Annotated in this window: 17 protein-coding genes and 1 tRNA gene; 12 read left to right on the plus strand and 6 right to left on the minus strand. The window is 52.8% G+C overall.

Annotated features, from left to right (window positions below; translation table 11 throughout):
* The first annotated feature begins 351 nt into the window (after positions 1 to 351).
* The gene (locus QN378_RS04630) at positions 352 to 975 is read left to right on the plus strand and encodes a peptidase C39 family protein (protein ID WP_322202647.1); all 624 of its coding nucleotides are present in this window, start codon (positions 352 to 354) and stop codon (positions 973 to 975) included.
* Positions 976 to 1026: 51 nt separating this feature from the next.
* On the opposite strand, the gene QN378_RS04635 is transcribed toward QN378_RS04630, so the two are convergent.
* Positions 1027 to 2310: an FAD-binding oxidoreductase gene (locus tag QN378_RS04635; RefSeq protein WP_323549401.1), complete on the minus strand. Its 1284-nt coding sequence runs from the start codon at positions 2308 to 2310 to the stop codon at positions 1027 to 1029.
* 184 nt (positions 2311 to 2494) lie between these two features.
* On the opposite strand from QN378_RS04635, the gene QN378_RS04640 reads away from it, so the two are divergent.
* Positions 2495 to 2571 (plus strand) — tRNA-Val (locus QN378_RS04640).
* A gap of 245 nt (positions 2572 to 2816) precedes the next feature.
* Here the strand turns inward: QN378_RS04640 and QN378_RS04645 are convergent.
* Both QN378_RS04645 and QN378_RS04650 read right to left on the minus strand, forming a co-directional pair.
* Positions 2817 to 3047, minus strand: a complete 231-nt coding sequence (locus QN378_RS04645; RefSeq protein WP_322202651.1) for a hypothetical protein — start codon at positions 3045 to 3047, stop codon at positions 2817 to 2819.
* Between the two features lie 74 nt (positions 3048 to 3121).
* Complete coding sequence (locus tag QN378_RS04650; RefSeq protein WP_322202653.1) at positions 3122 to 3445, minus strand: helix-turn-helix transcriptional regulator; 324 nt, start codon at positions 3443 to 3445, stop codon at positions 3122 to 3124.
* A 348-nt stretch (positions 3446 to 3793) separates the two neighbouring features.
* Here QN378_RS04650 and QN378_RS04655 point away from each other — a divergent pair, with 348 nt between their 5' ends.
* The 5 genes from QN378_RS04655 to map all read left to right on the plus strand — a co-directional run bounded on the left by QN378_RS04655 (position 3794) and on the right by map (position 6743).
* Positions 3794 to 4522, plus strand: coding sequence for a metallophosphoesterase (locus QN378_RS04655; RefSeq protein WP_322202655.1), 729 nt, complete (start codon positions 3794 to 3796; stop codon positions 4520 to 4522).
* A gap of 61 nt (positions 4523 to 4583) precedes the next feature.
* Entirely contained in the window at positions 4584 to 4829 is a 246-nt protein-coding gene (locus QN378_RS04660) for a hypothetical protein (protein WP_323549400.1), read from the plus strand.
* Between the two features lie 422 nt (positions 4830 to 5251).
* Complete coding sequence (locus QN378_RS04665; RefSeq protein ID WP_322202659.1) at positions 5252 to 5581, plus strand: helix-turn-helix transcriptional regulator; 330 nt, start codon at positions 5252 to 5254, stop codon at positions 5579 to 5581.
* A 119-nt stretch (positions 5582 to 5700) separates the two neighbouring features.
* Entirely contained in the window at positions 5701 to 5955 is a 255-nt protein-coding gene (locus tag QN378_RS04670; RefSeq protein ID WP_322202661.1) for a ParD-like family protein, read from the plus strand.
* The gene (gene map / locus QN378_RS04675) at positions 5952 to 6743 is read left to right on the plus strand and encodes a type I methionyl aminopeptidase (protein WP_322202663.1); all 792 of its coding nucleotides are present in this window, start codon (positions 5952 to 5954) and stop codon (positions 6741 to 6743) included. The genes QN378_RS04670 and map overlap by 4 nt, the downstream gene beginning before the upstream one ends.
* Before the next feature lie 7 nt (positions 6744 to 6750).
* Here map and QN378_RS04680 read toward each other — a convergent pair whose 3' ends face one another.
* Positions 6751 to 6978: a DUF6555 family protein gene (locus QN378_RS04680; protein WP_322202665.1), complete on the minus strand. Its 228-nt coding sequence runs from the start codon at positions 6976 to 6978 to the stop codon at positions 6751 to 6753.
* Between the two features lie 292 nt (positions 6979 to 7270).
* Here QN378_RS04680 and QN378_RS04685 point away from each other — a divergent pair, with 292 nt between their 5' ends.
* Entirely contained in the window at positions 7271 to 7459 is a 189-nt protein-coding gene (locus tag QN378_RS04685; RefSeq protein WP_322202667.1) for a hypothetical protein, read from the plus strand.
* Positions 7460 to 7537: 78 nt separating this feature from the next.
* Here QN378_RS04685 and QN378_RS04690 read toward each other — a convergent pair whose 3' ends face one another.
* Both QN378_RS04690 and QN378_RS04695 read right to left on the minus strand, forming a co-directional pair.
* Positions 7538 to 8227 carry an endonuclease I family protein gene (locus QN378_RS04690; protein WP_323549399.1) on the minus strand — a complete coding sequence of 230 codons (690 nt, stop codon included), beginning with the start codon at positions 8225 to 8227 and terminating at the stop codon, positions 7538 to 7540.
* 3 nt (positions 8228 to 8230) lie between these two features.
* On the minus strand, positions 8231 to 8482 hold the full coding sequence (locus QN378_RS04695; RefSeq protein WP_323549398.1) for a DUF1654 domain-containing protein: 252 nt from the start codon (positions 8480 to 8482) through the stop codon (positions 8231 to 8233).
* 251 nt (positions 8483 to 8733) lie between these two features.
* Between QN378_RS04695 and QN378_RS04700 the strand changes: the two genes are divergently transcribed.
* The 4 genes from QN378_RS04700 to QN378_RS04715 all read left to right on the plus strand — a co-directional run bounded on the left by QN378_RS04700 (position 8734) and on the right by QN378_RS04715 (position 13339).
* Positions 8734 to 9690 (plus strand): sugar ABC transporter substrate-binding protein, encoded by a 957-nt coding sequence (locus QN378_RS04700; RefSeq protein ID WP_322202673.1) that lies wholly within the window; start codon positions 8734 to 8736, stop codon positions 9688 to 9690.
* Between the two features lie 67 nt (positions 9691 to 9757).
* The gene (locus QN378_RS04705; protein WP_322202675.1) at positions 9758 to 11311 is read left to right on the plus strand and encodes a sugar ABC transporter ATP-binding protein; all 1554 of its coding nucleotides are present in this window, start codon (positions 9758 to 9760) and stop codon (positions 11309 to 11311) included.
* A 35-nt stretch (positions 11312 to 11346) separates the two neighbouring features.
* Positions 11347 to 12315 (plus strand): ABC transporter permease, encoded by a 969-nt coding sequence (locus tag QN378_RS04710; RefSeq protein ID WP_322206845.1) that lies wholly within the window; start codon positions 11347 to 11349, stop codon positions 12313 to 12315.
* Between the two features lies 1 nt (position 12316).
* Entirely contained in the window at positions 12317 to 13339 is a 1023-nt protein-coding gene (locus QN378_RS04715; RefSeq protein ID WP_322202677.1) for a LacI family DNA-binding transcriptional regulator, read from the plus strand.
* Positions 13340 to 13374: the final 35 nt, after the last annotated feature.

Genomic DNA, 13374 nt, shown 5'->3' on the forward strand with positions numbered 1-13374 from the left:
AGCATGGCAGATGCGATAGCTAACCATGCTGCAACCAGCATTACGATTGTCATTCCCAGGCTCATACATCCCCCGATGTGGTGACGGTCTGCGTCTAACTAATCGACAGTCTAGAACAAGCAATGTTTCTGTCTGTTGACCAATGGTCTTAGGCGTATGACTGATTTGGTCTATCCAAGGAGAAAATGGGCGCAAATCGAGCTATACCCCAGACAGTGAGCATCCTATGATCAGTGTCCAAGCGGGGTCGCGAGTTGCCCGGCGCTAGTTTTTAAGCGAGTGAACATTTTGCCGGTTTTACCTCAATTTCATGCCAATCCCTCCCGTCGCGTTAGTCTGGTATTGGTTTTTATGCTGTCCTTGACAGCCTGCGCCAGCGGCGTGACACCGGCGATGAAGCGGTTGCCCGATAGGGTCGAGCTTAACTCGGTGCCTTTCTTCAAGGGCAATGTCTATCAAAGCGGGCCGGGAACTCTGGCCGCCATGTTGTCGCAGCAAGGTGTAATTATTACCCCTGGGCTGTTGGATAAACCGCTGCAGTTACCGGGAGGTGAGGCCAACCTTGAGCGCAACATGCAAAACCTGGCGCGGGAATATGGTTTTGTTGTGTATCCGCTGGACGGCGAATTAGACGCGCTACTGGCTCAAGTGTCCGCCGGATTCCCGGTCATGCTACGTATAACTGAAGGTTCCGCCTGGTGGTCTAAACCTCGATACGCCTTGTTAATTGGCTACAACCGCAATAAGCAGACGGTATTGCTGCACGCGGGCATGGACCGTCGACTGTTGATGAGTTTCAGCAGCTTCACATCGGCCTGGAACGACGCCGGTCACTGGGCGGTGCTGATCCAAGGGCCACGGCAACTCCCGGCACAGGTCGATCAGCAACGTTGGTTGAACGCGGCAAAAGCGTTATCGCAGGCTGGGCAAGAACAAGCAGCGGGCGAAGCGACCAAGGCGTTAAAGGCTCAATAGTCATTTCCCGCTTTTAGAAAGCGGCGCACTGAGCGCCGTTTTTTGTGCGGTTTAAACTCCCAACTTGTCTCGCAGCGAGTAATACAACGCGCCTAAGGCTGTAAGGGGAGTGCGTAATAATTGCCCGCCTGGAAACGGATAGTGAGGCAATCCAGCAAAGGCATCGAACCTTTCCGCTTGACCGCGCAACGCTTCAGCCAACACCTTGCCGGCAAGGTGGGTGTATGTCACCCCGTGGCCGCTACAACCCTGGGAATAGTAAATGTTGTCGCCGATTCGCCCGACTTGGGGCAAGCGCGATAGGGTCAGCAGGAAGTTTCCGGTCCATGTGTAATCAATCTTAACGTCCTTGAGCTGCGCAAAAGCTTTCAACATCTTGGGCCGGATAATCGCTTCAATGTTCCTCGGGTCCCGAGCGCCATACGAGACACCACCGCCGAAAATCAGGCGTTTATCGGCGGAGAGGCGGTAATAGTCCAACAAATAATTACAGTCTTCAACGCAGTAGTCCTGCGGCAATAAACTCTCGGCCAGCTCGGCGCTTAGGGGCTCGGTGGTAATCACCTGACTTGCGCAAGGCATCGATTTGGCTGCCAACTCTGGCACCAGGTTGCCCAAATAGGCGTTACCCGCGACGATGATAAAACGTGCCCGGACCCTACCTTGCTCAGTATGAACGGCAGGTTGCGGACCGCGTTCGATTCGAATTGCCGCTGATTGTTCGTGAATGACACCCCCCAAGGATTCAACTGCCGCCGCCTCGCCCAAGGCCAAATTGAGGGGGTGGATATGCCCGCCGCTCATATCAAGCAGGCCACCGACGTACAGCTCACTACCGATAACTTGACCGATGCGGCGTTTGTCCATCAACTCCAGCTGAGTATGCCCGTAGCGCTCCCAGAGTTTTTGCTGCCCCTTCAGATGCGCCATTTGCTTATCAGTGACTGCCGCAAATACGCTGCCGTCTTTTAGATCGCAATCTATCTGGTACTGGGCCACCCGCTCGCGAATTATCGCACCGCCCTCAAACGCCATCTGCCCGAGTAACTGAGCCTGCTTGGGCCCCACCGTGCGTTCGATCACATCGATGTCACGGCTGTAGCTGTTAACAATTTGGCCGCCGTTGCGCCCTGACGCACCGAAGCCAACTTTGGCAGCCTCCAAAACGGTAACCTGGAAACCATGCTCCAGAAGAAACAGCGCACTGGAAAGCCCGGTGTACCCGGCGCCAATGATGCAGATATCGGTCTCTACATCTCCCTCCAGGCGAGGACGCACAGGCGCGGCGTTTGCCGATGCGGCGTAATAAGACTGTGGATAAGGAGTGTTCGTCATCCTGCAACCTCTGTTTTATATTTTTTACGGGTGCCCAGATCGTACCTCAGAAGAAAAACTGTCACCAGCCAGCGATGAAATCAGCTTCTTTGAGGCGGTTAAAAAAAATACGCGTATTCAGGGAGTTAGCGTGCAAAAAGAGGTTGACACACATTGATATTTCCGTAAAATGCCGACCCACAGCAGGCACGTAGCTCAGTTGGTTAGAGCACCACCTTGACATGGTGGGGGTCGTTGGTTCGAGTCCAATCGCGCCTACCAAACAAAATCCGCTCTGCTGGGCGGTCTATAAAGGGGTTCACCGAAAGGTGAGCCCCTTTTTGTTGTGCGCCTGGCATGACGCCGTGCACGGAAGGGTAATCAGCTTGACTCCGATGGACACACTGGAGCTTGACACATCCTGCACGAGAAAGTGTTAGCCAGAGGCAAGGTGTCGCGGGTGATCGCGAATCTGGAGAAAGTCCAAGGCAAATGCTCGCATTATTTGAGAGGAAGAACGCGGACAGCTACCGCAGCAAGGCCATCTTCCGACCAGTCGCTTGACCAAATAGCCTCTCAAGCTCATCAAGATGTTGAGGACTTATCGCCTTCAAGCAAGCAAGCCCTAGCACAAAGCCTTCCGCGATACCCCCAGCCATTGTTGCATCAAGCATTCCTGTGGCTTGTTCAATACCTTCGATAATATCGGCGGCGGCGCGTTTTATTTCCGCTGGGATGTTCATTTCTTCGAGGGTCACGGCAGCCACCTGATCATCAATCACGGTCTAATATTTGAAATAATTTTGGGGTCACGGACGCGGTGATCTATGCATCAGTCAGATTTGAACAGCGTAGTTATCAACTGCTTTATATCCATCTGAACATCCTTGGGCAAGCCGTCCAGTTCATGCAAAACTTTGGTTTCTATGGCCGATATCCCATCAGCGGCTTGTACTTTTTTCACGCCAGTGACGACATACAGTATGTCGACTCCGGAATCAGCAATTGACGAAAGGTAAGTGGCATTGGGGAAGCGTTGGCCTCGTTCATACATGCCTTGAGAATTGGGCTCAATCCCGCCGATTACGCCCAGCTCTGTCTGGGAAAGACCGAGCCGTTTGCGTTCTTCTTTTAAACGAGTACCGATACCATTCATTTGAGCTCCGAAGGAGTTTTTCTATATCCATTCGAGGTTAAAGCTACACCTCGTGGTGGGCGATTAGTATTTTATCTGACAGTTACCGTTGGAATAATTCATAAGAGAGCGGTTAAGCACCAATCGTCCACGATACCGAACGGCCAGATCTTGTGGCCTCTCCAATGACTAGTGCTTGGCTCCCAGGCCTGATGGAGGACCGCTATGAATAATGAAATTAGAGTCATCAGACGACGAAACCGCGGAATACACGTTGTCGTCACCTACCAATCGTTCAAACCTCACAACTCGCGCACGCTTGGTGGTCTGTGCCACGATGAAAGCGTTCGGTGGGGAAGGAGATAGGTTTTGAGCAAATTCCAGCACTGTGAAAGGAATATCGATGGCCGAGACTTTGCTGTCGGTGATATTCATGGGCATTTCAGTCGGCTGCGCGATGCATTGCACTTTATTGGTTTTGATTCGACGGTGGATCGTTTGTTTAGCGTCGGTGATCTTGTCGATAGGGGACCAGAAAGTAAGGAGTCGCTTGAATGGCTGGCAAAGCCATGGTTTTTTGCAGTGCAGGGCAACCATGAGGCACTGGCCATTCAGCATGTGCGGCAGCAAAGTATCGACTATCAAATGTATCGCGCTAGCGGAGGCGCTTGGTTTCTTAAGCTTTCTCCCAGTCTTCAACGGCAGTTTGCGGCTTGTTTTGCGGACATGCCGATTGCCATTGAGGTTGAAACTTCGACTGGGCTTGTTGGAATCGTCCACGCGGATTGTCCACTGCCTACATGGGAACGACTCCGAAAAATATTGCCCGAACAGGGCGCGGATCAACAGCAGATCGAAGATCATTGCCAATGGTCCCGTGAACGTCTTCAGAATATGAATACTGCGGGTATTCCAGATATTCGTGCCTTACTGGTTGGACACAGTCCTTTACGCAAGGCGCAGTGGCTGGGTAATGTCTTTTATATCGACACCGGCGGCTGGCGTTCGGATGGTAGTGGGCATTTCACGTTGGTAGACCTTGCGACGCTGGAGCCCGTTGCGGTCAAAGCGTCGGAGCTTGATGGGAGGTCGCTTTGAAGGCTGACCACATTCAGTCAATACAGACTACAGTTCAGGTGTCATAAATTAAGGATTGGCGATGAATTGCTTGATTTGTAATGTCGTAGCACAGCGCATTAAAACCTGGGGCGATTGGGTTGAGCTTGATTGCCCTGAGTGCGGTCATTTTCGTATTAGTGGTGCACTTTTTGCCGAGATGAAGACCAAAGGGCAGACGTTTGATGTTAATAGGGCGCGCCTTTTGCTCAGCCAGCAACGCGCTGAGGTTGTTGACGATCAGGCTCCTCTGATTGATTGTTTGGATAGCCAATTGGTGATCGTGTAATTTGCTTTTTCCAGCCCTCGCCCCGGCGCTGCCCTCATATAGAGGCGATCACCGCGCCTCTGCGAGTAGCTCGTGGTAATCCGCGCGCCCGCCCTCGCTTTCAATGGCGACGTGGCTCAGATCCTCACTGGCTGGATTGAGAACACGCCCACGTTGCCTTTTTTTGGTTCGTTGTTTTTTACAAGAGGACGAACCAAATAGTCCCTTTGGTCAGACCGTCCAATTAATTTAACTTTGAAATAAATGCGCCAATTAACGGCATAAGGCCCCTTCCATGAGGCCTGTGGAGCTGTTTGCCACGCGCTATTCAGGGATTTGAGAACTTAGATCTCCAACTTAGTCAGACACTCGTTTTATTGTTCAACTCCGTAAGCAAAGTGCGCGTATGGTTATGAGTGATATTCCTCTTTAGGTAAACCCAAATGAATCATCTCGGTTCGCGGTTGAAAGAAGAGCGCAAGACGCTAGGGCTCTCTCAACATGATTTCGCCGCAATCGGCGGCGTTGAAGCCAACGCGCAAGGTAAATACGAAAGTGGTCAGCGTACACCGCGATCCGATTACCTGGCGGCTTTGAGTTTCAAAGGCGTTGACGTACTTTACTTATTGTCTGGGCGCCGAACGCCGCTGCGTATCGAAAGCCTGACTGAGGCTGAACGGGTCGTTATCCTGCATTACCGCGCGCTCACGGGCGTCGACCAAGACGCGATTAGTCAGCTGGCTTTGTCGTTGTCAGAGTGCCTTACAGATTGATGGCGTAAACCTGATGTGATGTCGTCACCGATCACCTGCTCAACCCAATTTTCTCCCTCCTTGTTGATTATTTATAAATGAACCATATATGCTTCGTATATTGATTGCGAGGTGTAGAAATGGGGCTGGTAAAAATCTCAGAACAAATGCATGCCAATGCGCGAGCTGCTAGTGCAGCGTTGAGTCGTTCTATTAATGCACAAGCCGAACATTGGATGAAGGTCGGGATGATGGCGGAACTGCATCCTGGATTGAATTACAGCGATATTTGCCAACTGCTCATTCGTGCCGGACACGCGGGTGGCAGCGTATTATCGACGACTCCATTCGACCTGGCTGCTCAGAGCGGCCAATCTCAGGAAGCGCTGCGATGAGCCCTAGCATCAGCATCAAGACTGAGGCAGATCTGGTTCAGCTGCGAATCGCCGGTAGATTGGCCGCAGACGTACTTGCAATGATTGGTCGCCACGTGAAAGCCGGCGTCAGCACCGAAGCGCTGGATGATATTTGCAACGACTTCATCATTAACGAGCTAAAAGTCATTCCGGCCAATGTCGGCTACCACGGCTTTACAAAAACCACCTGTATTTCTCCAAATACGGTGGTGTGCCATGGCATTCCGTCCTCTTCAGACATCCTCAAGGATGGCGACATCATTAACATCGATGTAGCGGTAATCAAGGATGGCTGGTTTGGCGATACCAGCCGTATGTATTTCGTGGGCGAAGTCAGCTCGTTGGCACGGCGTCTGGTAGAAACCACCTATGAAGCGACCCGCGCCGGTATTCTCGCCGTTCGTCCCGGAGCAACACTGGGCGATATCGGTTATGCCATTCAAAGTGTTGCGCACCGCGAAGGTTTTAGCGTAGTTCGCGACTATTGCGGGCACGGCATCGGTCGTAACTATCATGAGGACCCGCAGGTGCTGCATTACGGCAGTGCCGGGCAGGGAATGAAACTGAAGACCGGGATGGTGTTCACCATTGAGCCGATGATCAATGCAGGAAAACCCGGAACTAAAATATTGCCTGATGGCTGGACAGTACTGACCCGCGATCAATCCCTGTCTGCTCAGTGGGAACACATGGTCGCGGTGACAGATACCGGCTTTGAAATTTTGACCCCGTGGCCAGAAGGAACTGGCGAATATGCGGCCATTTAGTACGTTGTTAGCATGAGCGCTTCCATTGCACTTCAGTAACACCTAATCCTTCGGCTTGCTGGAGTGCCAAGCGAAGGGGGCCTGCGGCGATTTGGCTGCAGGCGCTTACGATCCCCGCGTGAAGCGTCGCGATGTGCAACGCTTCGCTTTCACATAAATGGGCGGCGTTATGAGTAAAGTGCCTCTGCTCTGCGTTGAACACATAATAAATTTCAAATTCCTTTTGCTGGTCCATCAATGTGCCTCCGTCAGTTAACGTCCACAATGTGGCATGTCGATAACTTCAAGCAGCTAAGGCGCAGTTGCTGTCGCTCGAAAAAACGTTTCTACAGGGCCTTTTTATCCGACTTCTTGGTCGTAGAGAAATTGCACTAATTTGAACGATATTGAATGAACTTCCGATGAGTGGAAATACCGAGAGGTGCGGGTGGCATTCTCAAGATTTGATCTGCTTTTTTGGAGCTGACTTACAACGTCTCCCAGCGTCCGGTGTTACAGTGCCGTCTCAATTTATACGAGGAAGTCGCATGTCACTGCTTGATGATGAACAAGACATTTGGGATATGTTTGCAGCCTCGGCCTTGACCGGTTTGATCAGCCGTGGCGTCGTCGAGCCAGTTGACGCAGCAGAATTGGCCGCTGACTACGCATCGGAGCTGATGATCCAGCGCTCTCTGCGCATCCAGGCTGAAGAGGATGCAGCCGACGCATCGTAAGGTGTCATCCGGCTCCTTCAAAAGTCCGCACTTTATTTATAAGTGCGGACTTTTTGCGTCGATCGAGCGCTCCGGCGGTCAGCCGCAGGATTTCAGATTCACCGGCCCGACAAATTCATTACCTCGTCCCATCACACAAGCCACTCGCTGATTGCGCTGACTTTCCCAAGCCTCCACCGGATACGTTTTGTTCCAGGCTTCGTATAGTTGACGATCCTGTTTCGACAGGGGCAGGGCGTATTGCTTGCTCATATAAAAATAGGTCCGAGCGATCATTCCGCGAATCGACGGTCGAGGCATGACCTTCTTGGCTTTGAAATCGACTTGAGTCAGGCAAGAACCGTATTGCCCTGATTGGACGGGAAGCCAGCCAAAACTGAAGTTGCTTCGATCGCCATTGACCTCACCAATGCTCGGCACCAGGTTGTGCAAATCGGCTTCAGCGTTCTGGTAGACCGGATCGTTCTTGGTGCAGTTCTTTCGTCCACCGTTTTGCCAGCATTGGCGCAAATGGCCGATCTGCCAGGCAGGCATGATGTGTTCCCATTCAATACGCTTGGCACGGCTGACATTTTTACGCGGCACATAACCGCACCCGGCAATATCAACTCGGTGACCATTGTATTTGCAGCCGCAATAAAACTCGGTTGATTGCGGCGCATAAAGCCCCCAGGCAATTTTTTTTGCTTCGTTGAAAGTGTGGGGGGGATCCGCGTGGGCGGCAATGGAAAAACTTAATACCAATAAAGTAATGACTCTAAAAAGCATGCCTCAATCTTCCTTCGGTACCGTCCAGAAAATCTGTACGCCACCGTCATCGCGGTAGGCGAGGGTGACGTTATCGTTCTCGGCTATTTCACTTAGTAGTTGATTCCAATCATCTTCCAGTTCTTCTGGCTGACGGATAATTAGTGCCGTTCTCGATTTTTGCGCGTTGGTTGAATTGATTATCTTCTGAACTCTAGTCCCAAGCTGTTCATAGGCGCTGAGGGCTTTGGGTGCTGTTGCAGTTGATCTTGCCAACGAGGAATCCTCCGATATGCTGTATGTTCATACAGTATTTCACTGTGGAGTTTTTCGCAACCGGTGATGCAGCTAATCTAGCGAGGACATTTATGGGCAGCAATGAACCCGCGTAATAAATAAGAGCATCGCTGTAAAGACCCGAGAGGCGAGGGTTGACAAATGGTTCCACCGTTCTATAGTCCATTCACGCAAACGTTTGCGTCTTTCGCTAACACTGCAAAAAATAATCATAAGATCGGAGTGAACCCATGAAGCTGCCATTCGCTGCTCGTCTTCTCGCTGTCGCCATGCTCACCGCCGCCTCGGCGATCCTCCCGCTTTCCGTCGCCCATGCTCAGACCCCTGAAAAACCAAAAGTTGCGTTGGTGATGAAATCATTAGCCAACGAGTTTTTTCTGACCATGGAAGATGGAGCAAAGGCCTACCAGAAACAACATTCGGCTGATTTCGACCTGATATCTAACGGTATTAAAGATGAATCCGACACCACTGCGCAGATCTCTATCGTCAACCAAATGATCGTGCAGAAAGTCAACGCACTGGTCATCGCGCCCGCCGACTCTAAAGCGTTGGTTGCGGTCATAAAGAAGGCTCAAGACGCCGGTATTACGGTGATCAACATCGACAACCAACTCGACCCGCAAGTACTGAAAAGCAAAGGGATGAGTGTGCCGTTCGTAGGGCCTGATAATCGCAAAGGCGCTCGTATAGTGGGTGACTACTTGGCCAAACAGCTGAAGCCAGGCGATGAGGTCGGGATTATTGAAGGTGTATCAACCACCACCAACGCTCAGCAACGCACCGCTGGCTTCAAGGATGCGATGGACGCTTCGGGGATGAAAATCGTCTCCACGCAGTCGGGTAACTGGGAAATCGATAAAGGCAACGCTGTAGCGTCGGCCATCCTCAACGAGTACCCGAACGTGAAGGCACTGTTGGCAGGTAACGACAGCATGGCATTAGGCGCTGTTTCTGCTGTGCGCGCGGCGGGCAAGGCTGGCAAAGTGCAAGTGGTCGGTTATGACAACATCAATGCGATCAAGCCAATGCTCAAAGACGGCCGGGTGCTGGCGACGGCGGATCAGTTCGCTGCCAAGCAAGCTGTATTTGGTATCGAAGCAGCTTTGAAAATCATCAAAAATGGTAAGGCCGACAGCGCCAGCGACCGAATTGAAACGCCCGTCGAGTTGGTTACTAAGCCGTAATACTCTGCAATAGTCGTTCTTCTGCAATAAGAGCGCCTGCCATAGCGGTGGGCGCCTGGAGATTTCCATGTCAGCGTCTGCTCAGGCGACTGTTCTATCGGTCAGTGGTGTTGGCAAAACCTACGCTCAACCTGTACTCGGCAACATCAACCTGACGCTGATGCGCGGTGAAGTGTTGGCGCTAACCGGCGAAAATGGTGCAGGTAAAAGCACGCTGTCGAAAATTATTGGCGGGCTGGTAACGCCGACTACCGGGCAGATGCATTTTCAGGGTCAAGCTTACGCGCCCGCCAGTAGAACCCAGGCAGAACAGCTTGGGGTTCGCATGGTCATGCAAGAGCTGAACTTGTTGCCGACGTTGTCCGTGGCGGAAAACCTGTTCCTTGATAACCTGCCAAGCCGTGGCGGCTGGATCAATCGCAAGCAATTGCGTGCTGATGCGATTCAGGCCATGGCCCAGGTCGGATTGGATGCGATCGATCCAGACACCTTGGTCAGCGAGCTGGGAATTGGCCACCAACAAATGGTCGAGATTGCCCGCAACTTGATTGGCGATTGCCATGTACTGATTCTCGACGAACCGACGGCGATGCTGACGTCGCGTGAAGTCGAAATGCTCTTTGAACAGATCACCCGCCTGCAAGCACGCGGCGTGTCGATCATTTATATTTCCCATCGGCTGGAAGAGCTGGCCCGTGTCGCACAACGGATTGCTGTATTGCGTGACGGCCAGTTGGTCTGCGTCGAGCCAATGGCTGATTACAACAGTGAGCAACTGGTCACGTTGATGGTTGGACGCGAGCTGGGAGAGCATATTGACCTGGGCCCTCGCCATATTGGCGAGGTGGCCTTGTCGGTCAGGGGTCTGGGACGCTCGAACAAGGTGATGGACGTTTCGTTCGATGTGAAAAGTGGTGAGATTTTCGGGATCTCCGGATTGATCGGGGCGGGTCGCACGGAGCTTTTAAGGCTGATCTACGGCGCAGACCTCGCGGATACTGGCACCTTGGCGTTAGGGTTTCCTTCGCGACCGGTGACCATTCGTTCACCGGTCGACGCAGTTAAAGAAGGTATCGCGCTGATTACCGAAGACCGCAAGGGTGAAGGTTTACTGCTCACTCAATCGATCAGCGCCAACATTGCTCTGGGCAACATGCCGTCAATTTCCAAAGGTGGCGTGGTTAACGGCCGCGATGAAATGCAATTGGCTCAGCGTCAGGTCGATGCTATGCGTATTCGAAGCTCCGGTCCCACTCAATTGGTCTCAGAGCTGTCGGGCGGCAATCAACAGAAAGTCGTTATCGGTCGTTGGTTGGAGCGTGACTGCAGCGTGATGCTGTTCGATGAGCCTACACGCGGTATCGACGTCGGCGCCAAGTTTGATATTTATGCGCTGCTGGGCGAATTGACTCGTCAGGGCAGGGCGCTGGTAGTGGTCTCCAGTGATTTGCGCGAGCTGATGCTGATTTGTGACCGTATCGGTGTGTTGTCCGCCGGCCGCCTGATCGATACATTCGAGCGCGAGACCTGGACCCAGGACGAACTGCTTGCCGCCGCGTTTGCCGGCTATCAAAAACGTGATGCGCTGCTCAATGAGGCCGCGCCCAGGAACCATTCATGAAAACCTCTACCACCACGCCCCCTTTGAATCAGACAATGCCATCGCCCGGAAAACGCAGCGGTAATTACTACGGTCTTGGCACTTATCTGGGGCTGGCGGGCGCGTTAGTCGTCATGATTGTGCTGTTTTCCGTCCTCAGCGATCACTTTCTGTCTTACGAAACATTCAGCACTCTAGCCAATCAGATTCCGGACTTGATGGTATTGGCGGTGGGCATGACTTTTGTCCTGATTATCGGGGGCATCGACTTGTCGATCGGCTCGGTCTTAGCCCTGGCAGCGTCCGCTGTCAGCGTCGCTATCCTTGGTTGGGGCTGGGGCGTTGTGCCCGCTGCGCTGCTGGGAATGGTCTGCGCCGCCATTGCCGGGACTGTTACCGGCTCGATCACAGTGGCTTGGAAAATCCCATCTTTTATTGTCTCCCTCGGTGTACTGGAGATGGCCCGTGGCGTTGCTTATCAGATGACCGGCTCGCGCACCGCGTACATTGGAGACGCGTACGCCTGGCTGTCGAACCCGATTGCTTTCGGAATATCGCCTTCGTTCATCATTGCGCTGGTCGTCATTTTCATTGCCCAAGCGGTGCTGACTCGTACTGTCTTCGGTCGTTACCTGATCGGGATCGGCACCAACGAAGAAGCGGTCCGTCTGGCCGGGATCAATCCAAAGCCCTACAAAATTCTGGTGTTTTCGCTGATGGGGCTGCTGGCTGGCGTTGCGGCGCTGTTTCAAATTTCGCGTCTGGAAGCCGCCGATCCAAACGCGGGCTCTGGCTTGGAGTTGCAAGTGATCGCTGCGGTTGTCATTGGCGGTACTAGTTTGATGGGTGGCCGTGGATCAGTGATCAGTACCTTCTTCGGCGTCTTGATTATTTCGGTACTGGCCGCCGGGTTAGCGCAAATCGGCGCTACCGAGCCAACTAAACGCATTATTACCGGCGCGGTGATAGTCATCGCAGTGGTGCTTGATACCTACCGCAGCAACCGCGCACGTAGGCAAGCTTGATATGTCGACTATCAAGGATGTAGCTGCACTGGCGGGGATTTCCTACACAACGGTATCCCATGTTCTGAACAAAACCCGCCCAGTCAGTGACCAAGTGCGGATCAAGGTTGAGGCTGCCATCATTACCCTCGACTATGTGCCCAGCGCCGTCGCCCGGTCGCTCAAGGCCAAGGCGACTTCGACCATTGGCCTGTTGATTCCCAACGGCAGCAACCCGTATTTTGCCGAGCTGGCGCGGGGTATCGAAGACTATTGCGAGCGCAATGGGTTTTGCGTGATTTTATGTAACGCTGACGACAATCCAGACAAGCAGCGCAGTTACTTGCGTGTACTGCTGGAGAAGCGCGTCGATGGTTTGATCGTCTCTTCTGTGGGGGGCGGTATCGGTATGGACGAAGGATTGTTGGCTGTGCGCACGCCGATGGTGGTGGTCGACCGTGATCTGGAAGGCACTGTAGCTGATTTGGTAAGAATCGATCATGAACTGGGGGCGTATCTGGCCACCTGCCATCTTTTAGAGTTGGGTCATAGGCATATCGCATGTATCTGTGGGCCTGCGAAGACTAGTGTGGCGCAAATGCGCCTTGCTGGTTATCGCCGGGCAATGCTTGAGGCTAAGGTGGCCGTGCCGGATGAATGGGTGGTGGAAAGTGATTTTACTAGTCCGGGCGGATATCAAGCGGCTGTTGGCTTGTTGGATCACAACCCGCCAACGGCCATTTTTGCGGGTAACGACATGATTGGTTTCGGTGTGTTGCGAGCGGCAGCCGAGCGCAATGTCCATGTGCCTAGCGACCTGTCAGTGATTGGGTTCGATGACATCCAGATGAGCCGCTTCGTTTATCCGGCACTGACAACGGTCGGACAATCGATTTTGCAACTAGGTGAAATGGCCGCGCAGATGCTGCTGCGGAGGATCTCAGCGCCAACCGGTACCGCCGTAGAGCAGCGCATCGTTGCTCCTAGCATTGTTATTCGTGAGTCCACAGCTGCGCCAACCAAAATTTTCGACGCTTTTCGTTGAACAGATAGCCGCTGAAACAGATTAAAGAGTGCTGA

The sequence above is a fragment of the Pseudomonas sp. 10S5 genome (assembly GCF_035019745.1).
Lineage (GTDB): Bacteria > Pseudomonadota > Gammaproteobacteria > Pseudomonadales > Pseudomonadaceae > Aquipseudomonas.

Bases quoted from the DNA above. Each gene is read 5' to 3' on its own strand.
- QN378_RS04630 (WP_322202647.1), top strand. From the start codon at position 352: ATGCTGTCCTTGACAGCCTGCGCCAGCGGCGTGACACCGGCGATGAAG.
- QN378_RS04635 (WP_323549401.1), bottom strand. From the start codon at position 2,310: ATGACGAACACTCCTTATCCACAGTCTTATTACGCCGCATCGGCAAAC.
- QN378_RS04650 (WP_322202653.1), bottom strand. From the start codon at position 3,445: ATGAATGGTATCGGTACTCGTTTAAAAGAAGAACGCAAACGGCTCGGT.
- QN378_RS04660 (WP_323549400.1), top strand. From the start codon at position 4,584: ATGAATTGCTTGATTTGTAATGTCGTAGCACAGCGCATTAAAACCTGG.
- QN378_RS04665 (WP_322202659.1), top strand. From the start codon at position 5,252: ATGAATCATCTCGGTTCGCGGTTGAAAGAAGAGCGCAAGACGCTAGGG.
- QN378_RS04670 (WP_322202661.1), top strand. From the start codon at position 5,701: ATGGGGCTGGTAAAAATCTCAGAACAAATGCATGCCAATGCGCGAGCT.
- map (WP_322202663.1), top strand. From the start codon at position 5,952: ATGAGCCCTAGCATCAGCATCAAGACTGAGGCAGATCTGGTTCAGCTG.
- QN378_RS04680 (WP_322202665.1), bottom strand. From the start codon at position 6,978: ATGGACCAGCAAAAGGAATTTGAAATTTATTATGTGTTCAACGCAGAG.
- QN378_RS04685 (WP_322202667.1), top strand. From the start codon at position 7,271: ATGTCACTGCTTGATGATGAACAAGACATTTGGGATATGTTTGCAGCC.
- QN378_RS04690 (WP_323549399.1), bottom strand. From the start codon at position 8,227: ATGCTTTTTAGAGTCATTACTTTATTGGTATTAAGTTTTTCCATTGCC.
- QN378_RS04700 (WP_322202673.1), top strand. From the start codon at position 8,734: ATGAAGCTGCCATTCGCTGCTCGTCTTCTCGCTGTCGCCATGCTCACC.
- QN378_RS04705 (WP_322202675.1), top strand. From the start codon at position 9,758: ATGTCAGCGTCTGCTCAGGCGACTGTTCTATCGGTCAGTGGTGTTGGC.
- QN378_RS04710 (WP_322206845.1), top strand. From the start codon at position 11,347: ATGCCATCGCCCGGAAAACGCAGCGGTAATTACTACGGTCTTGGCACT.
- QN378_RS04715 (WP_322202677.1), top strand. From the start codon at position 12,317: ATGTCGACTATCAAGGATGTAGCTGCACTGGCGGGGATTTCCTACACA.